This window comes from Nitrosospira sp. Is2 (genome assembly GCF_033095785.1).
Taxonomy (GTDB): domain Bacteria; phylum Pseudomonadota; class Gammaproteobacteria; order Burkholderiales; family Nitrosomonadaceae; genus Nitrosospira.
Genome location: NZ_CP137134.1, coordinates 3,260,838 through 3,286,835 on the forward strand (window position 1 = coordinate 3,260,838; position 25,998 = coordinate 3,286,835).

Annotated in this window: 30 protein-coding genes; 15 read left to right on the forward strand and 15 right to left on the reverse strand. The window is 54.6% G+C overall.

What is annotated here, in order from left to right:
* Positions 1-19 precede the first annotated feature (19 nt).
* Positions 20-943 carry a LysR family transcriptional regulator gene (locus R5L00_RS14295; protein ID WP_317652456.1) on the reverse strand — a complete coding sequence of 308 codons (924 nt, stop codon included), beginning with the start codon at positions 941-943 and terminating at the stop codon, positions 20-22.
* Positions 944-1,081: 138 nt separating this feature from the next.
* Here R5L00_RS14295 and R5L00_RS14300 point away from each other — a divergent pair, with 138 nt between their 5' ends.
* The 10 genes from R5L00_RS14300 (at position 1,082) to R5L00_RS14345 (ending at position 10,479) form a co-directional block, all read left to right on the forward strand.
* The gene (locus R5L00_RS14300) at positions 1,082-2,551 is read left to right on the forward strand and encodes a ribulose-bisphosphate carboxylase large subunit (RefSeq protein WP_107693165.1); all 1,470 of its coding nucleotides are present in this window, start codon (positions 1,082-1,084) and stop codon (positions 2,549-2,551) included.
* A gap of 23 nt (positions 2,552-2,574) precedes the next feature.
* Positions 2,575-3,009 carry a ribulose bisphosphate carboxylase small subunit gene (locus tag R5L00_RS14305; protein ID WP_107693164.1) on the forward strand — a complete coding sequence of 145 codons (435 nt, stop codon included), beginning with the start codon at positions 2,575-2,577 and terminating at the stop codon, positions 3,007-3,009.
* 203 nt (positions 3,010-3,212) lie between these two features.
* The gene (gene cbbX / locus R5L00_RS14310; RefSeq protein WP_107693163.1) at positions 3,213-4,187 is read left to right on the forward strand and encodes a CbbX protein; all 975 of its coding nucleotides are present in this window, start codon (positions 3,213-3,215) and stop codon (positions 4,185-4,187) included.
* An 817-nt stretch (positions 4,188-5,004) separates the two neighbouring features.
* Positions 5,005-5,985, forward strand: a complete 981-nt coding sequence (locus R5L00_RS14315) for a sodium-dependent bicarbonate transport family permease (protein ID WP_107693162.1) — start codon at positions 5,005-5,007, stop codon at positions 5,983-5,985.
* Positions 5,986-6,168: 183 nt separating this feature from the next.
* Entirely contained in the window at positions 6,169-6,498 is a 330-nt protein-coding gene (locus tag R5L00_RS14320) for a P-II family nitrogen regulator (protein WP_317652457.1), read from the forward strand.
* A gap of 104 nt (positions 6,499-6,602) precedes the next feature.
* On the forward strand, positions 6,603-7,115 hold the full coding sequence (locus tag R5L00_RS14325) for a winged helix-turn-helix domain-containing protein (protein WP_317652458.1): 513 nt from the start codon (positions 6,603-6,605) through the stop codon (positions 7,113-7,115).
* A 145-nt stretch (positions 7,116-7,260) separates the two neighbouring features.
* Positions 7,261-7,800 carry a DUF4142 domain-containing protein gene (locus R5L00_RS14330; protein WP_317652459.1) on the forward strand — a complete coding sequence of 180 codons (540 nt, stop codon included), beginning with the start codon at positions 7,261-7,263 and terminating at the stop codon, positions 7,798-7,800.
* A gap of 602 nt (positions 7,801-8,402) precedes the next feature.
* Positions 8,403-9,068, forward strand: coding sequence for an NAD(P)/FAD-dependent oxidoreductase (locus tag R5L00_RS14335; protein WP_317652460.1), 666 nt, complete (start codon positions 8,403-8,405; stop codon positions 9,066-9,068).
* Between the two features lie 122 nt (positions 9,069-9,190).
* A complete protein-coding gene (locus tag R5L00_RS14340; RefSeq protein ID WP_317652461.1) occupies positions 9,191-9,889 on the forward strand; it encodes a hypothetical protein in 699 nt (232 codons plus the stop codon).
* A gap of 86 nt (positions 9,890-9,975) precedes the next feature.
* A complete protein-coding gene (locus R5L00_RS14345) occupies positions 9,976-10,479 on the forward strand; it encodes a DUF1579 domain-containing protein (protein WP_107693158.1) in 504 nt (167 codons plus the stop codon).
* Positions 10,480-10,647: 168 nt separating this feature from the next.
* Here the strand turns inward: R5L00_RS14345 and R5L00_RS14350 are convergent, their stop codons facing one another.
* Together R5L00_RS14350 and R5L00_RS14355 are read right to left on the reverse strand one after the other, a co-directional pair.
* On the reverse strand, positions 10,648-10,866 hold the full coding sequence (locus R5L00_RS14350; RefSeq protein ID WP_107693157.1) for a hypothetical protein: 219 nt from the start codon (positions 10,864-10,866) through the stop codon (positions 10,648-10,650).
* Between the two features lie 169 nt (positions 10,867-11,035).
* Positions 11,036-11,719: a type 1 glutamine amidotransferase domain-containing protein gene (locus tag R5L00_RS14355; RefSeq protein WP_317652462.1), complete on the reverse strand. Its 684-nt coding sequence runs from the start codon at positions 11,717-11,719 to the stop codon at positions 11,036-11,038.
* Positions 11,720-11,960: 241 nt separating this feature from the next.
* Between R5L00_RS14355 and R5L00_RS14360 the strand changes: the two genes are divergently transcribed.
* Positions 11,961-12,998, forward strand: a complete 1,038-nt coding sequence (locus R5L00_RS14360) for an NAD(P)H-quinone oxidoreductase (protein ID WP_317652463.1) — start codon at positions 11,961-11,963, stop codon at positions 12,996-12,998.
* 42 nt (positions 12,999-13,040) lie between these two features.
* Here the strand turns inward: R5L00_RS14360 and R5L00_RS14365 are convergent, their stop codons facing one another.
* On the reverse strand, positions 13,041-13,217 hold the full coding sequence (locus tag R5L00_RS14365) for a hypothetical protein (RefSeq protein WP_181320463.1): 177 nt from the start codon (positions 13,215-13,217) through the stop codon (positions 13,041-13,043).
* 173 nt (positions 13,218-13,390) lie between these two features.
* On the opposite strand from R5L00_RS14365, the gene R5L00_RS14370 reads away from it, so the two are divergent.
* Positions 13,391-14,587, forward strand: coding sequence for a glycerol-3-phosphate dehydrogenase/oxidase (locus R5L00_RS14370; RefSeq protein WP_317652464.1), 1,197 nt, complete (start codon positions 13,391-13,393; stop codon positions 14,585-14,587).
* Positions 14,588-14,671: 84 nt separating this feature from the next.
* On the opposite strand, the gene R5L00_RS14375 is transcribed toward R5L00_RS14370, so the two are convergent.
* On the reverse strand, positions 14,672-14,980 hold the full coding sequence (locus R5L00_RS14375) for a VOC family protein (RefSeq protein ID WP_317652465.1): 309 nt from the start codon (positions 14,978-14,980) through the stop codon (positions 14,672-14,674).
* Positions 14,981-15,650: 670 nt separating this feature from the next.
* Between R5L00_RS14375 and R5L00_RS14380 the strand changes: the two genes are divergently transcribed.
* Positions 15,651-15,950, forward strand: coding sequence for a hypothetical protein (locus R5L00_RS14380; RefSeq protein WP_107693154.1), 300 nt, complete (start codon positions 15,651-15,653; stop codon positions 15,948-15,950).
* Positions 15,951-16,037: 87 nt separating this feature from the next.
* On the opposite strand, the gene R5L00_RS14385 is transcribed toward R5L00_RS14380, so the two are convergent.
* From R5L00_RS14385 to tmk, 6 genes are all read right to left on the reverse strand, one after another.
* A complete protein-coding gene (locus tag R5L00_RS14385; RefSeq protein WP_317652466.1) occupies positions 16,038-16,796 on the reverse strand; it encodes an SDR family oxidoreductase in 759 nt (252 codons plus the stop codon).
* Positions 16,797-17,016: 220 nt separating this feature from the next.
* The gene (locus R5L00_RS14390) at positions 17,017-17,412 is read right to left on the reverse strand and encodes a VOC family protein (RefSeq protein WP_317652467.1); all 396 of its coding nucleotides are present in this window, start codon (positions 17,410-17,412) and stop codon (positions 17,017-17,019) included.
* 78 nt (positions 17,413-17,490) lie between these two features.
* Entirely contained in the window at positions 17,491-18,141 is a 651-nt protein-coding gene (locus R5L00_RS14395; protein WP_317652468.1) for an ankyrin repeat domain-containing protein, read from the reverse strand.
* A complete protein-coding gene (locus R5L00_RS14400) occupies positions 18,138-18,908 on the reverse strand; it encodes a TatD family hydrolase (RefSeq protein ID WP_317652469.1) in 771 nt (256 codons plus the stop codon). Before R5L00_RS14400 ends, R5L00_RS14395 begins: the two co-directional genes overlap by 4 nt.
* A gap of 58 nt (positions 18,909-18,966) precedes the next feature.
* Entirely contained in the window at positions 18,967-20,079 is a 1,113-nt protein-coding gene (holB, locus tag R5L00_RS14405; protein ID WP_317652471.1) for a DNA polymerase III subunit delta', read from the reverse strand.
* The gene (tmk, locus tag R5L00_RS14410; RefSeq protein WP_107693483.1) at positions 20,051-20,710 is read right to left on the reverse strand and encodes a dTMP kinase; all 660 of its coding nucleotides are present in this window, start codon (positions 20,708-20,710) and stop codon (positions 20,051-20,053) included. Before tmk ends, holB begins: the two co-directional genes overlap by 29 nt.
* Before the next feature lie 191 nt (positions 20,711-20,901).
* Here tmk and R5L00_RS14415 point away from each other — a divergent pair, with 191 nt between their 5' ends.
* Positions 20,902-21,627, forward strand: a complete 726-nt coding sequence (locus R5L00_RS14415) for a hypothetical protein (protein WP_317652472.1) — start codon at positions 20,902-20,904, stop codon at positions 21,625-21,627.
* Between the two features lie 315 nt (positions 21,628-21,942).
* Here R5L00_RS14415 and msrA read toward each other — a convergent pair whose 3' ends face one another.
* Both msrA and msrB read right to left on the reverse strand, forming a co-directional pair.
* Positions 21,943-22,674, reverse strand: a complete 732-nt coding sequence (gene msrA / locus R5L00_RS14420; protein ID WP_317652474.1) for a peptide-methionine (S)-S-oxide reductase MsrA — start codon at positions 22,672-22,674, stop codon at positions 21,943-21,945.
* A gap of 11 nt (positions 22,675-22,685) precedes the next feature.
* Complete coding sequence (msrB, locus tag R5L00_RS14425) at positions 22,686-23,210, reverse strand: peptide-methionine (R)-S-oxide reductase MsrB (RefSeq protein ID WP_107693148.1); 525 nt, start codon at positions 23,208-23,210, stop codon at positions 22,686-22,688.
* Between the two features lie 345 nt (positions 23,211-23,555).
* Between msrB and R5L00_RS14430 the strand changes: the two genes are divergently transcribed.
* Complete coding sequence (locus R5L00_RS14430; protein ID WP_317652476.1) at positions 23,556-23,711, forward strand: hypothetical protein; 156 nt, start codon at positions 23,556-23,558, stop codon at positions 23,709-23,711.
* A 295-nt stretch (positions 23,712-24,006) separates the two neighbouring features.
* On the opposite strand, the gene R5L00_RS14435 is transcribed toward R5L00_RS14430, so the two are convergent.
* Positions 24,007-24,171: a hypothetical protein gene (locus R5L00_RS14435; RefSeq protein ID WP_317652477.1), complete on the reverse strand. Its 165-nt coding sequence runs from the start codon at positions 24,169-24,171 to the stop codon at positions 24,007-24,009.
* A gap of 200 nt (positions 24,172-24,371) precedes the next feature.
* Positions 24,372-25,802, reverse strand: a complete 1,431-nt coding sequence (locus R5L00_RS14440; RefSeq protein WP_317652478.1) for a hypothetical protein — start codon at positions 25,800-25,802, stop codon at positions 24,372-24,374.
* Positions 25,803-25,998: the final 196 nt, after the last annotated feature.

Genomic DNA, 25,998 nt, shown 5'->3' on the forward strand with positions numbered 1-25,998 from the left:
ATTCGCCTGTGTGCGTTTTTCAGCTTTTTGCGGACGTTATCGCCGGCATTAACTGACGCGCCTCGGTCAGCAAAAACTCCCTGAATGCCCGCGCGGCGCTTGAAAGGCGCTTGTTTTTGCGATGTACCACATGCCAATGACGCATGATGGGAAAATCCTGTACATCGAGCACCTTGAGCCGTTTCGTCTCCAGCTCCAGCTCTACGGTATGCAGCGACATGATCGCAAGTCCCATCCCCGCCTGTACCGCCTGCTTGATGGCTTCGTTGGTGTCCGTTTCCATGCCTCTGTTGATGCTGATATGGTGTGCGGTAAAAAAGCGCTCCATCGCGCTGCGCGTGCCGGAACCCGGCTCCCGCACCAGAAAAGTTTCCTGCTCCAGTCTTTTGACCGGAATCTCGCGAGCGCAACATAATGGATGACCTGGCGGCGCAACCACCACGAGGGGGTTCTCCATGAACGACTGGGTGGCGATGTCAAGATGACCCGGCGGGCGGCCCATGATCGCGAGATCGGTCAGATTGTCGGCCAGTTGCTTCAGCACGGTTTCGCGGTTTGAAACGTGAAGACTTACCGTAACGCCACTGTAGCGCTGACAGAACTTTGCCAGCAGATGCGGCGCAAAGTAATTGGCAGTGCTGACGACGGAGATATTGAGCTTTCCCCGTTCCAGCCCCTTCAGTTCGTCAAGCGCGAGCTCCATGTCGGCCAGTTGCTGGGAGATGGCACGGCTGTAGTGGTAAAGTTCGTTTCCGGCATCCGTCAGGTAGATTTTCTTGCCCATCTGTTCAAACAGGGGCAAACCCACGTTGTCCTCGAGTTGCTTGATTTGCATCGAAACGGCGGGTTGTGTCAGAAAGAGCTCCTCCGCCGCGCGCGAGAAGCTCAAGTGGCGGGCAACCGATTCGAATACTTTGAGTTGCCTTAGCGTAACGTGCAGCATGGCTTCCGAGGCGATCGATTGTGGATGTTCATAAGGTAAAGGTTATCATAACAATCAAAACATGTGACTTGTATTTATGATAATTCGGTTTACAATCTCTCCTGTTTCACCTTTATCTACCGTCACAAGGAGAACCACATGAGCCAAGAAATAAAAGGCAAAGAGCGCTACAAGTCCGGCGTAATTCCGTACAAGAAAATGGGGTATTGGGATTCGGACTATGTTCCGAAGGATACCGATGTTATTGCCCTGTTCCGTATTACACCCCAGGAAGGGGTAGATCATGAGGAAGCCGCCGCTGCTGTAGCCGGCGAATCTTCCACCGCGACCTGGACCGTGGTATGGACCGATCGGCTGACTGCTGCCGAACTCTACCGTGCCAAGGCCTATCGCTCAGAACTAGTGCCAAATACGGGTCCGGGAACTAAGAACGAAGCCCAGTATTTTGCCTATATCGCCTATGATCTGGATCTGTTCGAGCCGGGTTCCATCGCCAACCTGACCGCTTCGATCATCGGCAATGTATTCGGTTTCAAGGCTGTGAAAGCGCTGCGTCTGGAAGATATGCGCATCCCCGTCGCTTATCTGAAAACATTCCAGGGTCCCGCGACCGGCGTCGTGGTGGAGCGCGAACGTCTCGACAAGTTCGGCAGGCCTCTGCTGGGCGCAACGACCAAACCGAAGCTGGGCCTCTCCGGCCGCAATTACGGACGCGTTGTGTACGAAGGCCTGAAGGGCGGTCTGGACTTCATGAAAGATGACGAGAATATCAATTCCCAACCCTTCATGCACTGGCGTGACCGTTTCCTTTACTGTATGGAAGCGGTCAACAAGGCTTCGGCCGCGACCGGCGAAGTCAAGGGCCATTACCTGAACGTCACCGCCGGTACAATGGAAGAGATGTACGAGCGGGCTGAATTTGCCAAGTCCCTTGGCTCAGTCATCATCATGATTGACCTGGTGATTGGCTATACCGCGATCCAGTCCATGGCTAAATGGGCGCGCAAGCATGACATGATTCTTCATTTGCACCGCGCTGGGAACTCAACCTACTCGCGCCAGAAAAATCACGGGATGAATTTCCGCGTCATTTGCAAGTGGATGCGGATGGCAGGCGTCGATCACATTCACGCCGGCACGGTGGTTGGCAAGCTCGAGGGCGACCCGCTGATGATCAAGGGCTTCTACGACACCCTTCGCGAGCCGCATACCCCCGTGAGCCTTGAAACTGGGCTGTTCTTCGAACAGGACTGGGCTTCCCTGAACAAGGTCATGCCGGTTGCTTCGGGCGGCATTCATGCTGGACAGATGCACCAGCTGCTGGATTACCTCGGCGAAGACGTGATACTGCAGTTTGGCGGCGGAACCATTGGTCATCCGATGGGGATCCAGGCCGGCGCGGTTGCCAACCGTGTTGCGCTGGAAGCAATGGTTATGGCACGAAACGAAGGCCGCGACTACGTGAAAGAAGGTCCCCAGATTCTTGAGGCAGCTGCCAAGTGGTGCACGCCGCTCAAACAGGCGCTGGATACCTGGAAGGATATCACCTTCAATTACGAGTCCACCGATACAGCCGACTTCGTGCCATCCACGACAGCGAGCGTTTAATCGTACCTAGGAGAAACAGAATCATGATGACCAATTTTCAAAACCGTGTCACGCAGGGGCAGTTCTCATTCCTGCCCCCGTTGACAGACGTTCAAATCTCCGCGCAAATCAAATACGCGCTGAAAAACAATTGGGCAGTCGGTATTGAGTACACTGACGATCCCCATCCCCGCAACACTTATTGGGAAATGTTCGGCAACCCGATGTTCGATTTGAAGGATCCTGCCGGTATCCTGGCTGAGATCAACGATTGCCGCAAAACGTACCCGAATCATTATATCCGGGTAACCGCGTTTGACTCGACACGGGGAGTTGAAAGCCCCACCATGTCTTATATCGTCAATCGTCCGAAGAACGAACCGGGCTTTAGGGTGGTGCGCCAGGAAGTGGATGGCCGTGCCATTCGTTACACGATTCATTCCTACGCAACGGATAAACCCGAAGCCGAACGGTACTAACGAAGGAAGCGCCCTTCCCTTTTTTGGGGGAAGGGCGTTGGTCTGGAGCGCAGGTAACGATTTGAACACCCTTGCCACCGGCTTCCTGAAAAAAGCCGAATGCGCTACAGACCCCCTTTTATATAAGCTCCTTTGTATTAAGTAAGTTAAAAAAATACAGACCGAAGCATTACATACCCTTAGTTACTTGTTGGGGATCAAACATGACAACAGACTCTGAAGACCTTATCCCCTCCGATAATACAGTTGATCTGGACGCCGAATTTCGTGCTTCCAATATCAAGGAAGTGCTGGATAAGCTCGATCGCGAATTGATCGGCTTGAAACCGGTCAAAACCCGCATTCGCGAGACTGCCGCGCTATTGCTCGTTGATCGCGTGCGCAAGAAACTGAATATGACAGCCGGCGCGCCCAGCCTGCATATGTCTTTTACCGGCAACCCCGGTACCGGTAAAACAACGGTAGCGCTTCGCATGTCCGAAATATTGCACCGACTCGGTTATGTTCGCGAAGGACATCTTGTCTCTGTTACACGCGATGATCTCGTTGGCCAGTATATTGGCCACACCGCCCCCAAAACCAAGGAAGTATTGAAGAAAGCGATGGGCGGGGTCCTTTTTATCGACGAGGCTTATTATCTTTACAAGCCCGAGAATGAACGCGATTACGGCGCGGAATCGATAGAAATCCTTTTGCAGGCAATGGAGAATAATCGGGAAGACCTGGTGGTAATTCTGGCCGGTTACAAAGACCGGATGGACAAGTTCTTCCACAGCAATCCCGGCATGCGTTCACGGATTGCTCATCATATTGATTTCCCCGACTATAGCGCTGATGAGTTGCTTGCAATCGCAAAGCTCATGCTGGCGGGACAGAATTACCGCTTCAGCCCGGAGGGGGAAAAAGCCTTCGGCGAGTATATCCGGTTACGCATGAAGCTGGAGCATTTCGCCAACGCGCGCTCTATTCGCAATGCCCTTGATCGATCGCGATTGCGTCAAGCCAATCGGTTATTTGAAGGAGCGAAGAAAAACCTGTCGAAGATCGACCTGATGACTATCGAGCAAGAGGATATTCGCGCCAGTCGCGTGTTCAAGGAGGGAGCGATTGATCTGGATGGGGACGAAGGTGCGAATTACGTCGCCGCGGATCAGCCGCCTGCAAGGGCTGCTTCTTAGCCTCTGGCCCCTTTCCCTCTGGTCCTTTCCTCGAAGCAGGTAAGGTAAGGGATTACCATTCGCCCCCCGTGAGGGCGAAGAACTGAAGGAAGAGCACTGACGCCCGGATGAGTCCGGGCTTAGTCTCGACTATAAGAGACATGGAAATAGCGATTTATCCTGCTTCTGCTTCCTGAACTGTCCCCCGGTACTCCCGTTCTGCTTGTCTCTGTTCCTTTCCCTTTGCATCGCCATTTACATCGCCTACCTTCTACGTTCCCGGAAAAGACGTGGTAGCTCACTCTGCTCCCGTTTCATCCTGAGATCATGTTCAACAACCCGTGGTCTTTCCCTCCCCCATTGATCCCTCCCCATTGCAATTTCTGTCCCAAAATTAAATTTTTTTTTAAAAATAATAAGGGTCGGACCCTGTTTTCCAGTTAAAGCCAGCTAAAAAAACTCCCAACCGCTTTGGAATTCTACCAAGGCAAAAACTCATCACTGATTAGTCCGTCGCATCCCCTTTCTACTAATAGGCGGGAGCTGAACCGGTAATATGCCAACTGAATCTTATTCGCCTGTTGGTTAAAAGACGACGCACGAAATAGCGTAATTGGAAGGCTGGGTTTATGGCCAACTTTAAATACTTTTAACAGTTTGAACATTCACAAATTGATCACAGATACAAAATCTTTCCTTGACGGACGGTATGTTAACTTTCCCGTCAGCGTAATTCACGTCCGGCTTTACTGGTTCCAGCGTTACCTGCCATGACTTTGTCATGGATGGGAAATGATGGGGTCCAGGCAGCCACTTTTATTAAAAGAGGGGTATAACCATGTCAATCTCCAGTCTTCTCGTACCAGCGATACTCTTTTTTGCCCTCGGCATGTTCGCGTGCATAATCAAGTCGGATCTGAAATTTCCGCCTGACATGCACAAGATGATCGTGATCTATCTGCTGATCGGAATCGGACTTCATGGCGGCAAAGCGCTCGCCAGCTCCAATATGGGTGATGCCCTTCCCGCAGTCTGGGCAGCGCTCGCGTTTGGTGTCGGACTGCCTATCATTGCGTACATTATCCTGCGAGCCCTGGGCAAGATCGATCCGCTCAACGCTGCGGCCATCTCGGCGCATTATGGTTCCGTGAGCGCGGGCACGTACATGACGGCGGTCGCGTTTCTTGGCGGCATCGGCGTTACCTACGAAGCTTACCCCGTAATCATGCTGGCAATCATGGAGTCTCCCGCGATCATGATTGGCCTGGTACTAGCCGGTTACTCTCGCAAGGTTATGGGAGGGGCGACAAAGCAGGACAAAGGCATGTACAAGCACCTGATCATAGAGGCCTTTACCAATGGCAGTATCCTGCTGCTGTTTGGGTCCATGGCGATTGGCGCCGCTGTGTCCGATACCAGCTACAAGAAGATCGAACCGTTCTTTGAACTGATTTTCATGGGCGCGCTATGCATATTCCTCTGCGACATGGGGATGGAAGCCGGGAAAAGACTGTCTGAGTTCAAGCAGGTTGGTGTCTTCCTGGTCGGATTCGGGATAGGGATGCCACTGATCGGTGCTTTTTTCGGACTTCTGTTAGGTCATTACTATCTCCACTACTCCGTAGGTGGCGTGACCCTGGTGACGGTGCTGGCGGCAAGCTGTTCCTATATCGCAGTTCCCCCCGCGATGCGACTTGCGATACCCGAGGCTAATCCCTCGTTTTACCTGACTCTATCGCTCGGGTGTACTTTCCCGTTCAATGTAGTCGTTGGCATTCCATCCTATTACGCGGCTGCCCAGTATCTGGCGGGGGCCTAAACGGGAAATTGGAGAATAATGGCGGCGGTTGTAAAAACCGCCGCCAGGCGCCGGGAAAAGCGGCGATAAGGCAAAGCCAGTTCAATTGAATGTGCCACTCGTTGGGGTTCTCCGGAGAAGTCTCATACTTGCCAGAGTGATCTCAATACCAGACCATCATGTAAACATTTGGGGGAAGAAATCATGGCATTAAGACCAGAAATTTTAATATCGATGAAACGGATTGAAATTGTCATTGACGAAGAATCGCTAAGAGAAGTGATCCAACTGTTTCGGGAAGCCAACGTGCGTGGCTACACGGTCATCAAAAAGGCCGGGGGACTTGGATCGCGGGGGGAGCGGGATCCGGATGACTACGTTTTTGAGGATGAAAACGCGGTGATGGTAATAGCCTGTGAAGAAGCCCAGGCGGAGAAAATCATCAATATGCTTCACCCCAGATTAAGAGACTTCGGAGGAATGTGCATCGTCTCTGACTGTCAATGGGTTACAGGGCCCCCGGTCTCATACTGAGCTCGAGTTGAGCGGATGCGTCCGCTGAGATCAATTTTGGGATCAAACTGAATTCCGGTGAGACCGGCTGCTATTCATAATCTTAACTTGATTGGGCGTGAAAAATGGCTAGACCTCCTACGGGACGAGAGTTCGTAAAAGCTGCAAAGGAGAGAATCGCATCAGCCAAAACTGTGGATGCCCTGCGTGCTGCACAGGCACTGCTCCTCCCCCTGGAGTTTGGGCTATCGCTTGAAGAGACGGCTACGGTTATTGGATTATCCAAGAGCCGTACGGGAAAGCTCAGGACACAGTTTCAGCGAATAGAAACCGGTGCGTTACAGATCAGAAGCAAAAAGGAACTGCGAAATCATGCACGGATGAGCCTGGCTGAAGAGGTGAAGTTCCTGGCGCGTTTCATCGCCCAGGCAAAAGATCCCGGTACCTTGTCTATTGCAGAATTGAAGGCTGAACTTGAACAATGCATAGGTAGGCCAGTTTCGACATCCACCGTTTATCAATTGCTCAGGCGCCACGGAGTGACGAAGCTGGCACAGCAAACGAGCGCAGAAATCATACTGGCGCAAGCATGGGAAAAACTGAGTCGACGAAATAGCGGCACGAAGGGCAAAGAGTGACAGCTGAGCGAGAATCCTTGGTCGAACACTGAATTAGTGGCTGAGTTGCCTGCTTTCTTTCACTAACCCTGTGGCTGACGGATAAGGGCGGGGTGGCTCGCCACTTTTCGGGAGGCGAATTCCAATTAACTTTAAGAGGTTTCCAATGAAAAATTCATTTATTCTCGCTATCGCTTTATTTATTTCAACATTTGAAGTGGCTGCCGCCCCGGCTAAGCTGGATGACGCGCAGATTGCCGCTATTGCGGTGGCTGCTAATGAGGTCGATATCAACGCCGCCAAGCTGGCCGAGTCGAAATCATCCAATCGGGAAGTTAAAGCATTCGCCCACCGCATGATTGCCGATCACTCCGGTGTTATCAAGGAGGCAACGGCACTTGTCACGAAGCTGAAGGTTACGCCAGAGGAAAATGTCGTGAGCAAGAGTGTTAGATCAGATGGCCAAAAGAATCTGGACCGACTCAGCAAGCTGGATGGCAAGCTCTTCAACAAGGCTTATATCCAGGACGAGATTGTGTTTCACAAGCAAGTACTGAACTTGATAGACGAGAAATTATTACCCAACGCAAAAAACGAAGAATTGCAGGCCTTGCTGGTCAAGGTGCGTGCTGCAGTTGCTTCACATCTCGAACATGCCGAAAAGATTCAGCCAGTAGTTGATGAGATGCGCGATCCCGGCAAATAATAAATCAAAGATGCTCGAGTTGCTACCAATCGGTCGTGTGGGTTACTTGTAAAGCGGTATGCAGCATAAGTGCGGTTAATGTCAGTACACACCTCGAGCTTCCTTTTGAGGAGGGATGAAAGAACGCCCTATTCCCTCCTTCTTTTTCAGGCTGGTTGAGATCGGGCGATGGACCGCCGTTGGTTTTATTATCCCGCCGCTGCGTGATGGCCGATGGCTAACGCTCCATGCGCAGGAATGAATCGAGCACTTCACTCGTATTGATATCTCTGGTCCCGCCGCCACCTCCTGCGCGCAATACTCCTCAGATGCTATTGGAGGCAGCGGGCCGCCAGCCGCCACCTCCTCCTGCGCCACCCTTTCCGGTTCTGCTTTCATTCACCACGTCGATATTTTGCGTAATCGCAAAGACCATCGATTACGAGTGCGGTCTTAAGCGGTGAATGCCTACTGCTTGATGCGTCCTTTCCGAATGCCTGAGAAAAAAAGGAGTGAGGCTTAACGCCATAGCCCCGGTCAGCGGAGAACAATCGCCGGTGCAAGGGTTAAAATGCAACCAAACCACCGACCTTTTTTAAAACTGGAGGAAATAAGCCAAACTCATGCAATCCAGCGCAAATATCGATAAAGACCGGCAATGCAGCAGTTCGTGTCATGTCGTGATCCTTGGGGCCGGCGTCTCGGGCCTTTGCATGGGCAGCGCGCTGCGCAGGGCAGGAATAACGTCATTCGTCATTGTCGAAAAGTCCGCGGGGATTGGCGGCACCTGGTGGGATAGTACGTATCCGGGGGCAGAGTGCGATGTCTGCTCCCATCTCTACTCGTACTCATTCGATCTCAATCCCGACTGGTCACAGGCGTACGCGCCGCAACGTGAAATACACCGATACCTGGCGCGATTTGCGGCAAAGTTCAACCTTCTCTCGCACATTCGATTGAACACTACGTTGACCGCGGCGCGATTCGATGCTCAACGCGGACTGTGGTTGTTGCAACTTGAAAATGGCCATCAACTGACAGCCAACTTTTTCGTATGCAGTGCAGGACCACTGAGCGAGCCGCGTCACCCGGTTATTCCCCGGTTGGATAAATATAAGGGCCGCCTGTTCCATTCTGCTCGCTGGGATCATGACTACTGCTTCGAGGGCAAGCGCGTTGCGGTGATCGGTACCGCAGCCAGCGCGGTGCAGATATCCCTCGCCTCGCCCTCATGGTTGCCAAGCTTTATGTTTGCCAGCGCTCTCCCAATTGGATCATCCCCAGGCTGAGCCATAAATATGCACCCTGGGAAAAGGCGCTGTTTCGGATAGGGCCCATTGCGCGGGCCCACCGGTCGTTTCTCTACTGGTTCCATGAGCTGAACCGGCTGTCCTTCAATTCGGGAAGTTTGATGGCGAGGGTGGGGCGTGCGCTGGCCGAGATTCACCTGCGCCGTCAGGTGCCCCACAAAAAATTGCGCGATGCCCTGCGGCCCGGCTATCCCTTCGGGTGCAAGCGGGTCCTGCTTTCCAATGACTACTACCCTGCCCTAACCCGCTCCAACGTGGAGTTGATTACTACACCGATTGATCATATCGATCAAACCGGCATCGTCACCATCGACGAGGGCAGGCGTGACGTGGATGCGATTGTCTGCGCGACCGGGTTCGACGTGAGACATGTGCTGACATCGATGAGAATAGAAGGGCTGGACGGATGCCTGCTGGAGCAAGCCTGGGCAGGTGAGCCGGAAGCGTATCGCGGGGTAACGGTCGCAGGTTTCCCCAATTTTTTTATGCTTCTTGGTCCGAACACCGGACAAGGGCACACCTCCGCAATCCTTTTTATAGAAGCGCAGGTGAACTATACGCTGCGATGCATCCAGGAACTCGGGACGCAGGGGAAACGCTATCTTGTCGTGAAGCCCGCGGCCATGGACCGGTATAACCAGGAATTACAGAAGATACTACGGAAATCGGTATGGGCTGCCGATTGCAGAAGCTGGTACAAAACCGAGTCGGGGAAAATCATCGGCATTTATCCGGGGTTCTCGTTCCAATATATGCGAGAGCTTGAAAGGCCGCGGTTTGACGACTATTTCATCTGTTAGCGGCATGGCACTTTGCGTGGGGGCGGGTTTTCCATTCCAGCCGAAGACGTTACAATTTCAGTTCTTAGCACAAACAGGAGATGCTCATGCAGTTCAAGCCCGAGAAAGAACACCAATGGCTGCAAAAACTTGTCGGCGAATGGACTTACGAGGTAGAGGCAATAATGGGGCCCGATAAGCCAGCGGAAAAGTTTACCGGATCGGAAAGCGTGCGGTCGATAGGCGGCTTCTGGGTGCAGTGCGAGGGACGCGGCCAGATGTGCGACGCTGGCGACACAGGGGGCACCGCGGTTACGGTGATGACGCTTGGGTACGACCCGCAGAAACGACGGGTCGTTGGCACCTGGATTGGCTCCATGATGTCTCACCTTTGGATATACGATGGATCCCTGGATGCGTCGGAGAAAGTGCTCACGCTCAATGCCGAGGGTCCTAGCTTCACTGCGGAAGGGAAGCTCGGGAAATACAAGGATGTGATCGAATTTAAAAGCGATGATCATCGGGTGCTGACGTCACACATGCTGGGCGATGACGGAACGTGGCACCAGTTCATGACCGCCAACTACCATCGTACTGGATCGGGCACCTAGAAATTCTGGAACATGCTAATTCAAGTTCGCCTCCCCGGTCCTCGGATGAGACCGCGCGGAGCCGGCTGACAGCGCACCGTAACTGCCCATGGGCTTATTCGGGCGGGCTGATCGGTGGGTTTATTCGGTGGGTTTATTCCATGGGCTTATTTAGCAGGTGTTCTGGCACTACCAGAGATCGCCCAGTACCCGGTTTATGATGAAAAGTACGATGGCTAACCCTAGCAGGCCCAGCAATATGCCTTTCTCGTCGGTCGCGTGGGACGAAAGGTCGAAAACACGCTTGAGCCGGGCGAAAAAATGCAAGGCAACGTAAATGCCGACCACCAACGCCGCATACCCCAGCTCTACGTAGCCCACATTAAAATACCATTCGCCGCTATCCACGCTGAACCTCCCGGTTTTTGGGGTGCTTCCCAGTGCCAAGCTCTTCAGGAGAGGCAGTCGTCAGCACGTAACGGCGCCTCCCCCTCCCCCTCGCCTGTTAGCTCCTTATGCTCCATATGCTCCACATGGCAGGGATGTCCGGTTACACACGATCCTTCGGTGCAGCACTTCAGTCGGCATGCAGCAACTGCAGCAGCGCTTCCGCTGCCGGGCCAGCAGAGGCCGGGTTCTGTCCGGTTATCAGCTGGCCATTCACCTGGACGTAAGGAGCCCAGTTGTCACTCTTGCTAAAGACGGCTCCCCTTTCCTTTAATCCGTCTTCCAGCAAAAAGGGAACGATTTCGCTGCAGCCCACGTCATCTTCTTCCTCGTTGGAAAAGCCCGTGACGTGCTTTCCTCTAATCATATAATCGCACTCTTTCCCCCGCACGTTGACGAGAGCGGTCGGGCCATGACAAACTGCCACGATGGGTTTGCCGGCTTTGTCGAAAGCTTCAATCAACGCAATGGAGACCGTGTTGTCGGGCATGTCCCACATCGGGCCGTGCCCTCCCGGATAAAACACCGCATCGAAGTCTTCTGCCGAAACCTGAGCCAGCGCTTTGGTGTTGGCGAGTTCAGCCTGTGCAGCAATATCGGCGTGAAAGCGTTTTGTTGAAAGGGTAAGATTTTCGGGCAGGTCGCTTATCGGGTCAATGGGCGGCTCACCGCCCTTAGGCGAGGCCAGCGCGACCTCCGCTCCTGCATCCTTCAATATGTAATAGGGCGTGGTGAATTCTTCCAGCCAGAAGCCGGTTTTTTTTCCGGTGTTGCCGAGTTGGTCGTGAGACGTCAGAACAATGAGAATTTTCATAGCGCACCTCGATATTTGGAACCGACAATATTTTTGAACCCGTGGTTAACCCCTATACGTCAGTATGACTCCCACCCGCGGTCCCTCTGTGGTTAATCGGCTGGAAACCTGGCCACTCTTTTTGGGGGAGGACGTGGCGCCACAGTGGGTGGTGGTGGCGGTCTAGTGGTCCCGCCCGAACTTTGCGGCCGATGTTACTGCTTTCTCCACCACCACTAGTTAACCTATAGCAGGAATAGGCATGGCTTACAAATCGGATGTCCATCAGGCAACGATGCAGGCGATCGACATCGCCCGTCCCGGCGGTCCCGAGGTGCTGGTCCCTGCATCACACCCAATACCCCGCCCAGCGAGCGGCGAAATTCTGGTAAAAATTGCGGCGGCCGGGATTAACCGTCCGGATGTGTTGCAAAGGCGCGGGTTATATCGGCCCCCCCGGGGCGCCTCCACAATTCCAGGACTCGAAATCGCCGGTGAAGTCGCGGCACTGGGCGATGGAACCGTACGCTTCCATTTGGGCGACAAGGTTTGCGCGCTGGTTCCCGGCGGCGGCTATGCGGAGTACTGCGTCGCGCATGAAAGCAACGCCCTGCCAGTTCCCGGCGCAGTGAGTCTGGGGGAGGCGGCGGCGTTGCCGGAGACCTTCTTCACGGTCTGGGCCAATCTCTTTCAACGCGGCAAGCTCCAAGCAGGGGAAACGGTACTGATTCATGGCGGCGCCTCCGGTATTGGCACCACCGCCACGATGCTGTCTAAGGTCTTCGGCGCCACCGTGGCCGTCACCGTCGGTTCGGAGGAGAAGGGGAAGGCGTGCCTTGCCCTGGGAGCCAGCCTGGCCATCAATTACCGAACTCAGGATTTTGTCGAGGAAGTCAAAAAATTTACCGGTGGCAAAGGGGTGGATGTCATAGTGGATATTGTCGCGGGAGATTACGTTGCCAGAAACTACCAGGCGGCCGCGCTGAATGGCCGCATTATCCAGATCGGCGTGCAGAATGGACCTGCCAGGGAGCTTGACCTGATGACGATGCTGAGCAAACGGCTTACGCATACCGGGTCGCTGATGCGGCCCCGCAGTGTGGTGGAAAAAGCCCAGATTGCTCAGGAACTGGAGCAGCAGGTGTGGCCGCTGCTGCGGCAGGGAAAACTGAGGCCTAAAATTTTCCGGACTTTTCGGCTGGAGGACGCGTCCAAGGCGCACGCGCTGTTGGAGTCAGGCGTACATATCGGAAAAATTGTTCTGACCACCCCGGCCCTGGGCGAGGATAGCGATTTTTAACCCTGCTTCAACCCACCAGGACGCAATTGCTACTGGATTTAATCAATTTGCGCCTTTCCCGCGGCGAACAATTGCACATACCAGCGCCAGAGCGGCGACCAGCATTCCCTTCGTTTCAGGTTCAGGCGCAGGATTGACCTGCAAAGCGGCGAGCAGCGCAAGTTGCGCGTGGTTGAAGATGCCGAGCACGGCAACGGAGGTTTCTTGAATGAAATTCATTTTGGAAGTCCTCATATCAACAATAACATCAAGTTGCTGTTATAGCCTCCGTATGTGTCAACAGTATGAAAAAAATCGGCTTACATCTTTGTGGTCAGGCGCAGAGCATTGCGGCGTGTTGAGGATACAGGTAGGCTCTGGAATGATTGAAAGACACTCCAAGGGTCGCAGGAATGGCAGAAACCTTCGATGTGGTAGTGATCGGCGGTGGTATCCACGGCGCCGGTATCGCGCAGGCGGCCGCGGCGCGGGGATTATCGGTCATGGTGCTCGAGCAGACGGCAATTGCGAGCGGCACTTCCAGCCGCTCCAGCAAGCTTATCCACGGCGGCCTGCGTTATCTGGAAAGCCGCCAGTTTTCCCTTGTGCGCGAATGCCTGCAGGAACGTTCGCTCCTCTTGAAACTGGCGCCCGGCCTGGTCGAGCTCCGGCCATTTTATATTCCCGTGTACCGGGATACTGCGCGGCGGCCGTGGATGCTGTACGTGGGGTTGAGTTTTTACCGGCTGCTAGGTGGTGGCGGCCCAGCAATGCGCTTCCGCCGCATTCCGCAAAGCCAATGGAAAAATCTCGATGGACTGGAGACGACGGACCTTGAAGCCGTGTTTCAGTATTACGACGCTCAAACCGACGATGCAGCGCTGACGAACGCGGTGATGCGTTCGGCCCAGCGACTGGGGGCGCAACTCAAGATACCAGCCACATTCACCGGCGCGCTGCTCGATGAACCCACCAACGCTATCGAATACCGCCATAACGGAAAAACCGAAACCTGTGGGGCCGCAGTATTGATTAATGCAGCCGGACCGTGGGCACAGGAAGTATTAAGCCGGATTACACCCGCACCGCCACAGCTCGAGATCGAGCTGGTGCAGGGAACCCATCTTCTCCTGCCCGGCAAGCTCACACAAGGAATTTATTATGTGGAAGCAGAGGACAGGCGCGTGGTGTTTGTGATGCCCTGGAAAGGAAATACATTGGTGGGGACAACTGAATTAATTTTCCAGGGCAATCCGGGGGATGTCGCGCCGCTTCCGAGTGAGATTGCCTACCTGATGGAAACCCTTTGCCGCTATTTCCCGCGCTATCGAACCGGAGTGCCCATCCGCGACGCCATCGCCGGTTTGCGGGTACTGCCATCGGGCAGGAATGGAACCGAGGGCGAGGCCGGCACCCTGCATGCCCGTTCGCGCGAAACAGTCCTGTATCTCCACCGGCGGGAGCAATCCGGCACGACCCGTTTGCTTACTGTTTACGGCGGCAAACTGACGACTTACAGGCTGACGGCGGAACGGGTCATGGCCCATCTGGCGGATGCGCTGCCAGCGCGTGTGCCGCTGGCGGATACGCGGGATCTGGAGTTGACCTGAACCGATGGTGATCCTGCGGCAGTTCCGCAGCATGCCCGTGTTGTCGGATCCTTGAGATCCGTTTCCTGCAAGCGTACACCTGCGTTATTTCTGTTTCTCGCAGTTCACCATCCAGGGAGTGCCAAATTGATCGACGAGCATGCCGAAACGGACGGCCCAGAAGGTTTCCTGCATCGGCATGTGCACTGTCCCATTCTGCGACAACACCTGGAACAGCCGCTCCGCTTCGTCAGGATCTTCTATTCCCAGCGAAATGTAGAAGCCCTTGGCTTCCTCGTTGCACCCGGCCGGTCCATCCGAGCCCATCAGCAGGTTATTGCCCACTTTGATACACGCGTGCATGATTTTACCGCCCGACTCGGGCGAGGATTCTTCCGTCATGGGATTGGCCATGCGTCATCATCATTTCTATTTTACCGCCCAGGCTCTGCTCATCGAACTTGAAGGCTGCCTCGCATCGGCCCTTGAAGATCAGGTAAGGATTCATTTCCGTGATTTTTTCTTGGATGAATAACGGTTGAGATCGCTACGTGAACGGTTACGCGCCGAACATTTAATTTCCATCGTCGCCCGTCGAGCTGGACCGATATACAGTGTTGCTGGAGACCGGTGCCGTACGGCGCGATACATTCTATCCGCCACCTTATTTGAATATTCCAGCCAGGGTAACCATAACTTGTACAGCACTCTCAAATCCATGGTTATCTTGTCTGGGCTATGGCTCTATATCTGATATCAAGCTGATTCCCGGCAAGGAGATGATCGTTGATCAATTGTCGGGAGTGCTGTCGCAGCGACCTTAACTATTTTTTACTTCAAAATTTTTTTTCAGTTGGCGATAGAGCGCTAATATTAATGTGAAAGATGAAGATATATATTTAACTAATTGAAAATGAAAAATTTATCTTGTCACCCCCCCGACAAGCGCCTGGATGCTCAGGCACGGTCTAAACGTCGAAATACTGGATAATTGTGGCACCGAATCGGCGAATTGTAGTCAAAGTAATATAGAGCACGCTGGTATTGGCATTTGAGCAGCTTGGTCTGAGTCAGGAGAATCATCATGAAAACGATGCATGAAATTTTGATGGCGGCGCCACCCGCCCAAGTTACCCGATGCAAAATCGCCATGGTGGAGATGGCACACGGGTATTGGGCCGCCGCCGCCGCGACGCTGGAAAACGCGATAAACGAATCGGAACCGGGAGAGTGGACGCGGGATTGCATGCAGATGAGAGACTTCTGCATGGCGATGGATCAGGTGAAATCCGAGGGAATACGAGGGGTGGAAACACCCGCGAGACCTGGAGCGAGCCGGGTCATGGTTGAGACGACTGCACAGGTTACACTGCTTCATCGGTAATCTCACTACCGCGCCGGGGATGGGATGCTTCGGAAATTTGCGCTTCGGCCCAGTCGCTAGTCGCAGCCCGCCTCGCTTCAGGTCATCTCAGGCAGCGCCGCCGCTGGCACTGATGTTTTGCCCGGTTACCCAGCCAGACTCGTCGCTCACCAGAAAGAGCACCACGCGGGCGATATCCTCCGGCTCAGCCACGCGACCCTGAAACGACATGTTTGCCATACGTTTGATCGTTTCCTCGCTCTTTCCGTTAAGGAACATTTCGGTATTGACTGGGCCCGGCGAAACGATATTGGCAGTGATGCCACGTTTCCCAACTTCCTTTGCGAAGACGCGCGTGAGTTGCTCGACGGCTCCCTTGCTTGCAGCATAAGCGCCATAATTCGCGAGCATCAACCGGGTAACGGTACTGGACATGCTGACCACGCGCCCCCCATCCGCGAGCCGAGTAGCGGCCTCCCGCAGGGTATAAAAAACACCTTTCGTATTTACGCTCAGCACCCGATCGAATTCTTCATCGGTGATATCGGCAATCCTGCGGGAAAGAAGCACGCCCGCGTTATTGACAAGGATATCCACGCGATTGAAGCGCCCGATAGCGGCATCAAACAGTATGCGAGCTTCCACGGAGTGACTGACATCGGCTCTTACCGCCAGCGATTCGCCGCCTGCCTGGTTAATTGCGGCGCAGACCGCTTCGGCCGCTTTTCGATTGACCGTGTAATTCACGACGACTTTCGCGCCCGCCCCCGCCAGAGTGTGGGCTATTTCAGCGCCGATTCCCCGGGAGGAGCCGGTGACAATGGCGACCTTATTCCTGAGCGCTTTCATCACTGCAGGGCTCGGCATAGCAGGGCTCGTTTTTTAAACGACGGTTTCAGCATGAACTCGTGCCAGTACAAGCTTCTTCGCAATCTCGGCGATGTGCCGGCCCTGGTAACGGGCGATTCCCGAAGCCGTCGCGTTCCTGAGTACACTCCGTAGCGATAGTAGCAGTTGCAGCCACGAAGAAAAGTGCTTCAGTGCTGAATATCAGTTCCATTATTCGTTACGGTATCCGGAACAGGTCTTACGGCTTGTTCACAGGTTCCTTGAAGCTTAACTCGATACCGTTTCCCGCCGGGTCTTGCAGGAATAACTGGGTAATCCCCAGCGCAGGCACCGCACCCGTACGGAACTCGATATCGTTCAGTTTCAAACGCGCCTCCATTTCCGGTCGATCCGTACATGTAAAGGCAACATGGTCGAGAGTGGTTGCCGTGTGCGTGGGACGGAGCTCATCAGGGGCCGTCTCGCTCAGGTGCAGAACGCATTCACTCCCGGCGTAAAGCCAATACCCGAAGCTTCCGAGCGATGGCCGCGGGCCTTGCACAAGGCCGAGAACGCTGCAATAAAACTCTTTCAGTTTTTCCATCAACTGGCGCGGCGTGCGCAAATTATAGTGATTGAGGCCAATAACGCTCATGCGCATTCCCAATAATTGATCGCCATCCTGAAACAACCTGACGACCCGACAATAACCGCCCCGGATCGTACGCGACTGTTACTGGGCACCGTTGCTTTTCAATAACTCCGCGAGGTCGGTATTTTTTTTACTCAAAGCCCAGTCCAATGCACTTTTGCCCCATTCGTTCCTCAGGTTTGGGTTCGCGCCGTTCTTCAGCAGAACCTTGGTGGCTGCCACATGGTTGCCGCGCGCCGCCATCATGAGGGGGGTGGTTCCATTGTCCGAGGTTGCATTAACCGGCACGCCACCTTCGAGCAGCAACTCGATAATCCTCGCATGGCCGCCGCTGGCTGCGTAAAGCAAAGGGTTCCAGCCCTTGTGATTGATTTCTGCGCCATTGATATACAAGGTTTCCACAATATTCCCGAGACCCCTGTAACTGGCAAGCATAATGGCGGTCTCCCCGTGCCTGTTGCGCAGGTTGAGCTTGGCGCCCGCATTCACCAGCAGGTCAACCAGTTCGGCATTGTTATTCCGGACGGCGATCATCAGCAGCGTATTGCCGCTTTCGTCCGGGGTGTTGGGATCCGCGCCCTTTGCGAGCAGTTTTGCGATGTCGCTCGTATGATTTTGTTCGGCCGCTCCCCGCAGATCTTCGTAGACCCCGCCCACGGCAACCGGCGGCTGGCTCAGACTGGCAACGAGCGCCAGACCCGCAAGTAAAAACGATTTTCTTGGTGGGTTCATATTTTCGCTGCCTTGAACAAATTAAAGAAATTGGCGCTGGTGGCTTCAGCAACTTCATGCACGGCGATGCCGCGCAGTGTCGCTATTTCTTCCGCGACATACCGGACAAACGCGGGCTGGTTGGTCTTGCCGCGATGTGGCACCGGCGCAAGGTATGGAGAATCGGTCTCGATCAGCGCTTTTCCCAGTTCGATTCGCCTTGCCACGTCCTTCAGCGCCACCGCATTTTTGAAGGTAACGATACCGGAAAACGAGATATAAAAATTCATTTCGATCGCCCGTTGGGCGACGTCCCAGCTTTCTGTAAAGCAATGCATGACTCCGCCGACCTTATCCGCGCCCTCCTCGGCCATGATACGCAGCGTATCCTCGGCAGCTGCGCGCGTATGGACAATAAGCGGCTTGCCGCACTGCCGGGCAGCACGGATGTGCTGGCGGAAACGCTCCCGCTGCCACTCCAGATCGCCTTTGAGGCGAAAATAATCCAACCCGGTTTCGCCAATCGCGATGACCTTGGGATGGCCAGCGAGGGAGGCCAGATGCGCAGCCTGCGGCTCGGTCAGGTTTTCGTAATCCGGATGAACTCCAACAGAGGCAAACAAATTAGGATGGGCTTCCGCCAGCGCGCGCACGCGCGGGAAATCTTCCAGGTTAACACTTACGCAGAGTGCGTGGCTGACCTGGTTCTCGCGCATTTTCCCCAGAACCTCGTCAAGGTTGCTGGAAAGATCGGGAAAATCGAGATGACAATGAGAGTCGATAAACATGACTGAACCACGCGCAGAAATTAAAGAAACGGGCGAATCCACTCTCAGACGACAGGCCTCAGGCGCGACGTGCGGGCGATAGCGCTTTGACGTAGGAAAGAAGCATTTCTTCCAGGAATAACCGGGAATTTAGCGTATGACCTGCCAACTGATGTGTTTCAGCCAAGCGGCGCGAGTAAGTCGCGAGCGAGCGAGGTTCGATGCTCGACGCCAGTGATTTTACTGTGGCAAGCATATCCAGGTGATATCGGATTTTCCCGGCAGTGCGAAAACTCATTAGATCATAGCACCATTTTTGCAGCCAGTTGACCACCGTGGGCAGGTCGGCTTTCTGCATCACATCCGCCAATGCAATAATGTCCAGATTTTCGGGCGCGCTGATTTGCCTGATGAATGCCTGGTGCTGCTGGAGGTATTTGTCGTCGTTGAACTCAAGTGCCCCCAATGGTGCGAAACCGGCGAAAGCGAGACAGGTTTCGGCATCTCCGACCCGCTGCTGTTTGAGCCACTCAATAGCGGCAGCGGGAGTAGGCGCGGGCATTCCGATTTGACGGCAACGGCTGCGTATCGTGGGCAGCAGATGTTGCGAGTGATGCGTCACGAGAATGAACAGGGTGCGCGCCGGCGGTTCTTCCAGGTTTTTGAGCAGGGCATTTGCCGCGGAAGGGTTCATTGCTTCGGCCGGATGAATTACGATAATTTTGTAACCATTCTGATGGCTGGATGTGTTGATAAAATCACTTTGATCGCGTATTTGCTCGACACCAATTTGTTTGCTGGGTTTTTTTTTGGATTTCGCCCCGCTGGATTCAGCTCCCGTTTCTTCCATCGCCGAATCGTTTTCATAAACCGCGGCGCCCTTGGGATCCCCGCCGCCGTCCGGGTTGCCCTCTCCCGACTCAAGCCTTTGCGGCTTCTTGGAGATGGCTTCAGGCTCGACCAAGCGGAAATCGGGATGGCTGCCTTGATCAAACCAGCGGCAACTCGGGCAGTTCCCGCATGCATCACCCGTAGCCGAGGGGTGCTCGCACAATCTCGATTTGGCTAAATAAGTGGCAAAAGCAAGCTTGCCCAGCCCCTTACGACCCCGAAGCAGCAGGGCGTGAGCCGGCGGCGAACCAGCTGCGAGCTTGCGCCAGAGCTCAGTTTGCCATGGATAAATCGTAATCATCACAAAGCTTTAATAATACTTCATCAAGCTGTTTATGAACTTCCACGAGGGACAGGTTGGCATCAATGACGCGTATGCGCTGGGGAAATTGCCGTGCCCTTTCCAGATACGCTTCCCGCACGCGGTTAAAAAAAGTATCGGTTTCTTTTTCGAACCGGTCGGCTAATTTGATGGCGCTGGTTCGTTGCCTGCCTACCTCTACCGCGACGTCGAAATAAAAGGTGAGGTCAGGTTGAAACTCTCCCTGTACCCAGTGCTCGAGCTCGGCCAGTTTCGTCGCTGCGAGCCCTCTTCCGCCACCCTGGTATGCAAAGCTGGCATCGGTGAAACGATCGGAAATCACCCAATCGCCCCGCTCGAGCCCAGGCATAATGACTTTATCCAGGTGTTCCCGCCGGGCCGCGAACATGAGCAGCGCCTCGGTTTCGGCGTGCATGGCCTGCCCGGTGTCAAGCAGAAGCTGGCGCAAGGCCTCGCCCAGCCGCGTCCCACCAGGCTCACGGGTTACCACCACGGTTTTACCTTTGTCGCGCAATACCTTTTCGAACCAGTGCAGGTGGGTGCTTTTGCCAGCGCCGTCTATCCCTTCCAGGGTGATGAATTTTCCAGTAATGGTTTTCGAAGCCGTCATTTCCCGATCGGCGGAAACCCGCCCCATATTTGCATCTGCCCAGTTTAGCCTATACTCGCGCCCGGCAATAGCCCGGATGCGATCACCCGCATGCCGGATGGGACTGTTCAGCAGTTGCCTGCGGGTATACCATTCGGAAAGATTCAGTTAAGCGCCACCTCTATATAATAAATAATTCAGGAGTATCATCAATGATTCGGGACGTTGGAAGTTCGTTAGCAGGCAACGCTGCTTTGATTGCTCTGGTATTTGTGACGGGCTTATCCAGCGCGCTCGCGGAACCGGCGGAAAGGGTGGAGCCAGCGGAACCGATGGGACAGGCGACAGCGCCCGCTGCCGATGTGTCCGAGTTGACCTCGCGGCCGATCGGCGAGCGGTTGACGGATTACGAGACCATGGAACTGCATCTCCGGCGCTATAGTGCCGCCGCGAACAATGTGGCTCAGCTATTCAAGCAACTGAACCAGAAAATCCAGGAGGTTACCCTGGCTGCCAAAACCGTCGAGGCAAAAAATAACACACACAACCGGCGCCTGCTGGAGGAAAAACTACGGCAGTTGGAAAATATGCGCGCCTCTTTCAGCGTCCAGCATACGCAGTTGCAATCCCAGATGCAAAACGAGTATCGGAGCTACGCTGCGTTGAGCAGCAACCTCAAAGCCAAATACGATAAGCTGGAGGAGTTGCAGACCAAAGTGGATTCCGCCAAAGCAGCCAAGGAAGCCAAAGAGGCGAAGGAGGCCAGGGCCAAGTCGACAAAAGCCAAGCCAACCAAGCCCAAGGATCCCGCAAAGGAAGGAAAGGATACGGCCACCGAAATCGAAAGCCGGCGGGACCTTAAGGCGACAGATCCGGGCTCAAGCGCAAAACCGGCCTCAGGTTCCACTGCGAGCCCAATCTTGCATAATGTCAAATAAGCGTCCACTAAGCATTTGCTAATCATCCGCTAAGCATCCGTTAAACATCCGCGACCCTGATTGAACCGGCCGTAGCCCCTACAGACTGAAGGCCCCTCCTCCGTACGGCAAGCCGGATCTCCCGGGAGCGTTGACTCACCCATATGACCGGCATCGAAGATGTTGCCGGGATTGCCTGCTGCCCTGACGCGGCGGCTTGCCGAGACCTGTGACAGGTGCAAAACCAGGGCCGGGCGCGGTCATTGAGGCTGACAGGCTGGGCTCTGGCGCGATTCTGGAGCGGATATTACAGCGGGTCCCGGGGAGGCTCTGGCGCTACTTCTTCGAGAGCCCCCACACTTCCGCCAGGCGCGCGTCGCGGCCGCAATTGCTGCGGTAATATGAATAGCGGATGGGATTTTTTTTGTAATAATCCTGATGGTAATCCTCCGCGGGATAAAACTCGGTGGCGGGGAGAATATCGGTGACGATGGGCTGGGAAAAGCGCCCGGAAGACTGGAGTTCGGCCTTGGACGCCTCACCCTGCCGTTTCTGGTCCTCGTTGTAGTAGAAGATTGCGCTACGATATTGCGAACCGCTATCGCAAAACTGCCGATTTGGTGTCAGCGGATCGATAGTCGGCCAGAACGCGGCCAGTAGTTTAATGAAACTGGTTTTTGCAGGATCGAACCGCACCTGCACTGCTTCAATGTGCCCCGTTTTCCCGGCGGAGACCTGTTTATAGGTGGGGTTGGGCACGGTACCACCAATATACCCCGAGGTGGTCGAAATCACGCCCGGAACCTTGTCAAAATCGGCTTCGGTGCACCAGAAACATCCCCCGGCGAAGATTGCGACATTTGTAGAGGAAGCAGCACCGGACGGGCCAGCGGGGCCAGCAGCAATAGGCTGGCTGCCGTCCCCCGGCTGTTCGCACGCGCTCAGCAAGATGCCTAGTCCTAGTAACAGGCCACCTAGAAGCGCCCTCGGGCGGCCTCCAACAGGCCCTCCAATATCTCGCGCGGCAGGGAGATGCAGGGTTTTCCCGCTTACACAAAATCCAGGCATGTTCGACTCGCTCAACTCCTGAGCGGAGGTAGAGGTTCATTGCGCAATACAAACCGGAGCGCCACGCCATTGTTGCACCACCGTTCGCCTCGTGGAAGCGGCCCGTCATTAAACACATGGCCCTGGTGGCCTCCGCATCGGGCGCAATGATACTCCGTCCGGGGAAGGACCATCTTGTAATCCCGCTTTGTCCCCATATGGCCTTCGATGGGTTGAGTAAAGCTTGGCCAACCTGTGCCGCTTTCATATTTATTGGCGCTATCGAACAGCGGTAAATAACATGCGGCGCAAAGATAAGTGCCGGGGCGGTCCTCGCGATTGAGCGCGCTGCTGCCCGGGGGTTCCGTCTGTTCCTTGAACAATACCTTATAGGCCGCGGGGGACACCAACGCGCGCCATTCTTCAGCTGGCTTGTTCAGCGCCCGGACCGTCGCTTTCGCAGGAATATTTTCCGCTGCCTTGTTTCGCGAGCATGCCGAAAGTAGCGACAGCGCCGCAAGCGCGGGCAGACTTTGCAGTACAGTGCGTCGGTTCATCGAGAACCTCCTCACGTTTGAGGGGATAAGAGCTTCGACTGCATTCACCGCGCATTGGTTTCACGCGTCCGGCTTGTCGCGACCTGTTCCATGTCTTTCTGTCAAGTCGTTAGCGCTGCCCCGGATGCAGGTTGCCACCAGCGAAAGAACGGGAGGAAGCACGCTCCATGCCTACCCAGGACTTTGGCGATTGGCAGGCGCTAACGGAAAAATGGCGTTTTCAGCAATCCGCGGGAAGCGGACTGTCCTCTGCTCTATTAGGACGCTGTAATAACTCCAACCTTACGTACAACGTCAGAAATCCAGGGAACCTTTAGAGCACTTCTAGCTCATGCTGGGGACAGAATGGGTTTCTTCAACTGCCGGCATCGTACCAGCATTTTCTTCATCGCGCTGGCCGCGCAATGGATGGGCGCAAACATGAACATTTACGCGCGCACAACTAATCTGGTTCCCAGCTTTAGTGCGGTGATGGGGACGCGTTTTATTGGGCGGTTTTGAGCATTTTTCAAGTTCATACGCAGCGGAAAGCGTTATTGCCTGGTTTATTTTTCGCGATACGGCTGAACTTGCTTGACTTTATTTCTGGCAGTCTTATTATGTCCATGTTGGAAGAGTGATCCCTCCTTTGTAAGTGGAAACTTGAACCCGGAGCGCTCGCGCGTCTTCGGGTTTTTTATCGCCGCTATTCCGCCTCACCGGCTCCGCTGTCGGACGAAACGTCAGGGAGAAAACAGGCGCGTTTCCACGTCTGTGCTCAGCCGATGTACTATCTGGGCTATTTGTCCCATTTGTGCTATTTGCGATGGGCGAGCACGAGGCCGACGATCTCTACCCCGACGCCGAGAGTGAAAAGTATTGCCCCGATCCAGATATTTTCCGGCGCGAAAAACATCAGCATGCCGCCAAGTATGAGCAGCGAAATAGAGAGAATCCGTTTAGCGCGGGGGTTCCTGATCATGGCTGCAGCAGCTTTTAGGGAACAAGACAATATTCACTATAGTCTTCGCCGGGGAAAAAACCAGGGAAGTGAATGAACTGATCACGCCGCGGATGAAGTAGAGTTGCCGCGTTTGAATTTCCTGTCCGGATTTCCCGGGCAAACGGCAGCGTTTTCGGTAAGGGTTGGATAAGGGCTGGATAAGAGTTGCAGTCTTTGCTTCATGGGGTTCGAGCGTACGACTTGGAAGCCGGGGAATCGGCCAGGGCGAGAAGTTGCTCGATAGCCTTGTCACCAATGGAGGCCGGGACAATATTACGCGTCACTGACGTCTTGAGCGCCTCCCGCAAGCGCGCTGGTTTCTCCGCCAGCAAACGGGCCAGATTGGTTGGAAGCTCTTGACGGAAGAGGCCGTAAGCCACCGCCGGCTCCAAAGCGTACTGGAACATCCATTGCGCATCCAGGCGCAGGTAATTAAGCTGGTCGAACGGGATATCCGTCTTGCCACTGAGAAAGCGCAAGTCCTCATCGGTCAATAACTGGACCGGCTCGCCTTCTATGAGAGGCTGCAGTTCGGCGAGATGACGCTCGTATTCGGAGGGATCGTTCCGTGACCTAACCTCAAGATCAAGGGTGTACAGGTGGGGCGCATTGAACACAATGGCGGAAACAGCCAGCTCGTCCCCGGTCTCTGCGGCATTCCCAACTCCCGATGCGCTTGCGAAGACGCGAATGATCAGATCAGGCTGGGCCTTTTTAAGGCGAAACTGCGCGTTACTATAGGTAATCTCGTAAAACCCATCCACATCCGTGTCAGTTGACCCGAGTAGCGTTTCTTCCCGCAAGTTCCGGTCAAAAGCGCGCACGGTCACACCAGCAGCCCGCGTGTTATCCGAACTATGGACGATCCCGCGCACGATGCCCAGGCCTTCAGCAGTGATGTCGAGGTATTCCTGAATCGCGGCCGATCGTTTTTCCACTTCTGCGACGACGCTACCCTGTTGGTCGAATACGCGCACGATCAGATTTGGGCCTTTTCTTCCGTCGGGCTGCCAGGCATAGTCGATCAGATAGTTGGCGTTAGCCTGGAGCGTAGCGGTAGTGCCGCAGGGAACCAGCCTGGGTGTCGGCAAACCTGCTGCGACGGAATCAAAGGCGCGAACGGTGAAGCCGCGAGTGCTTAGCGGAACGCCATCCGTGTGAAAAACCTGGCCGCTGACGGTACAAAAATGTGTCTGGGCAACATCGGCGGAAAGCGTCACGGTCGCGATGGCTTCGATCTGTTTCCTGAGGTCGTCAGCCTGGCGCTGCTCCAGTTTTTCGATCGTGAACCCCCGTTCCCAGAAGATATCCGCGAACTTATTGCGCCGATGCGGAAGGGGCACCACAAGCCCAAGTCCTAGCAGCGCGCGGAGATCGCCATCGGTAACGCGAACACGAATAGTACTTTCCGAGGTAAGGTAAGTGAACCCGCCCTCTCTCGACAGCATTTCCTGTAGCGCCGCCACATCGTCCGGGCTCAGTCTTTCTAGCAATATTCCATGCGCTAGAATGTGCTGCCGGAGATTTTTAATGCCTTTGATGATGTTCGGCAGTCGCGTGGCAAGGGCGAGTTTCCCGTCCGGGTTTATGAATTGAATGGTGGCTCTCATGTTGCGCTTCCCTTGTTACTGTACGGACAAATCATGCGTTTCTTGAGGTGTAACCCATCCGATACAATACAGCATAGTGGGTTGAGCGAGCATTGTTCCGCGCAAAAATCCGCGTTTTTTCATTTCCCTCCCGTCCAGTTGAAGAACTCAGGAGTCGCGGCGAGTCCAGCAGAACCGGCACCCTTGACTCCCTTAA

What these genes read in the sequence shown, in the direction of transcription:
- R5L00_RS14295 (WP_317652456.1), bottom strand. Translation starts at nt 943, where the DNA reads ATGCTGCACGTTACGCTAAGGCAACTCAAAGTATTCGAATCGGTTGCC.
- R5L00_RS14300 (WP_107693165.1), top strand. Translation starts at nt 1,082, where the DNA reads ATGAGCCAAGAAATAAAAGGCAAAGAGCGCTACAAGTCCGGCGTAATT.
- R5L00_RS14305 (WP_107693164.1), top strand. Translation starts at nt 2,575, where the DNA reads ATGATGACCAATTTTCAAAACCGTGTCACGCAGGGGCAGTTCTCATTC.
- cbbX (WP_107693163.1), top strand. Translation starts at nt 3,213, where the DNA reads ATGACAACAGACTCTGAAGACCTTATCCCCTCCGATAATACAGTTGAT.
- R5L00_RS14315 (WP_107693162.1), top strand. Translation starts at nt 5,005, where the DNA reads ATGTCAATCTCCAGTCTTCTCGTACCAGCGATACTCTTTTTTGCCCTC.
- R5L00_RS14320 (WP_317652457.1), top strand. Translation starts at nt 6,169, where the DNA reads ATGGCATTAAGACCAGAAATTTTAATATCGATGAAACGGATTGAAATT.
- R5L00_RS14325 (WP_317652458.1), top strand. Translation starts at nt 6,603, where the DNA reads ATGGCTAGACCTCCTACGGGACGAGAGTTCGTAAAAGCTGCAAAGGAG.
- R5L00_RS14330 (WP_317652459.1), top strand. Translation starts at nt 7,261, where the DNA reads ATGAAAAATTCATTTATTCTCGCTATCGCTTTATTTATTTCAACATTT.
- R5L00_RS14335 (WP_317652460.1), top strand. Translation starts at nt 8,403, where the DNA reads ATGCAATCCAGCGCAAATATCGATAAAGACCGGCAATGCAGCAGTTCG.
- R5L00_RS14340 (WP_317652461.1), top strand. Translation starts at nt 9,191, where the DNA reads ATGGCGAGGGTGGGGCGTGCGCTGGCCGAGATTCACCTGCGCCGTCAG.
- R5L00_RS14345 (WP_107693158.1), top strand. Translation starts at nt 9,976, where the DNA reads ATGCAGTTCAAGCCCGAGAAAGAACACCAATGGCTGCAAAAACTTGTC.
- R5L00_RS14355 (WP_317652462.1), bottom strand. Translation starts at nt 11,719, where the DNA reads ATGAAAATTCTCATTGTTCTGACGTCTCACGACCAACTCGGCAACACC.
- R5L00_RS14360 (WP_317652463.1), top strand. Translation starts at nt 11,961, where the DNA reads ATGGCTTACAAATCGGATGTCCATCAGGCAACGATGCAGGCGATCGAC.
- R5L00_RS14365 (WP_181320463.1), bottom strand. Translation starts at nt 13,217, where the DNA reads ATGAATTTCATTCAAGAAACCTCCGTTGCCGTGCTCGGCATCTTCAAC.
- R5L00_RS14370 (WP_317652464.1), top strand. Translation starts at nt 13,391, where the DNA reads ATGGCAGAAACCTTCGATGTGGTAGTGATCGGCGGTGGTATCCACGGC.
- R5L00_RS14375 (WP_317652465.1), bottom strand. Translation starts at nt 14,980, where the DNA reads ATGGCCAATCCCATGACGGAAGAATCCTCGCCCGAGTCGGGCGGTAAA.
- R5L00_RS14380 (WP_107693154.1), top strand. Translation starts at nt 15,651, where the DNA reads ATGAAAACGATGCATGAAATTTTGATGGCGGCGCCACCCGCCCAAGTT.
- R5L00_RS14385 (WP_317652466.1), bottom strand. Translation starts at nt 16,796, where the DNA reads ATGCCGAGCCCTGCAGTGATGAAAGCGCTCAGGAATAAGGTCGCCATT.
- R5L00_RS14390 (WP_317652467.1), bottom strand. Translation starts at nt 17,412, where the DNA reads ATGAGCGTTATTGGCCTCAATCACTATAATTTGCGCACGCCGCGCCAG.
- R5L00_RS14395 (WP_317652468.1), bottom strand. Translation starts at nt 18,141, where the DNA reads ATGAACCCACCAAGAAAATCGTTTTTACTTGCGGGTCTGGCGCTCGTT.
- R5L00_RS14400 (WP_317652469.1), bottom strand. Translation starts at nt 18,908, where the DNA reads ATGTTTATCGACTCTCATTGTCATCTCGATTTTCCCGATCTTTCCAGC.
- holB (WP_317652471.1), bottom strand. Translation starts at nt 20,079, where the DNA reads ATGATTACGATTTATCCATGGCAAACTGAGCTCTGGCGCAAGCTCGCA.
- tmk (WP_107693483.1), bottom strand. Translation starts at nt 20,710, where the DNA reads ATGACGGCTTCGAAAACCATTACTGGAAAATTCATCACCCTGGAAGGG.
- R5L00_RS14415 (WP_317652472.1), top strand. Translation starts at nt 20,902, where the DNA reads ATGATTCGGGACGTTGGAAGTTCGTTAGCAGGCAACGCTGCTTTGATT.
- msrA (WP_317652474.1), bottom strand. Translation starts at nt 22,674, where the DNA reads ATGCCTGGATTTTGTGTAAGCGGGAAAACCCTGCATCTCCCTGCCGCG.
- msrB (WP_107693148.1), bottom strand. Translation starts at nt 23,210, where the DNA reads ATGAACCGACGCACTGTACTGCAAAGTCTGCCCGCGCTTGCGGCGCTG.
- R5L00_RS14430 (WP_317652476.1), top strand. Translation starts at nt 23,556, where the DNA reads ATGGGTTTCTTCAACTGCCGGCATCGTACCAGCATTTTCTTCATCGCG.
- R5L00_RS14435 (WP_317652477.1), bottom strand. Translation starts at nt 24,171, where the DNA reads ATGATCAGGAACCCCCGCGCTAAACGGATTCTCTCTATTTCGCTGCTC.
- R5L00_RS14440 (WP_317652478.1), bottom strand. Translation starts at nt 25,802, where the DNA reads ATGAGAGCCACCATTCAATTCATAAACCCGGACGGGAAACTCGCCCTT.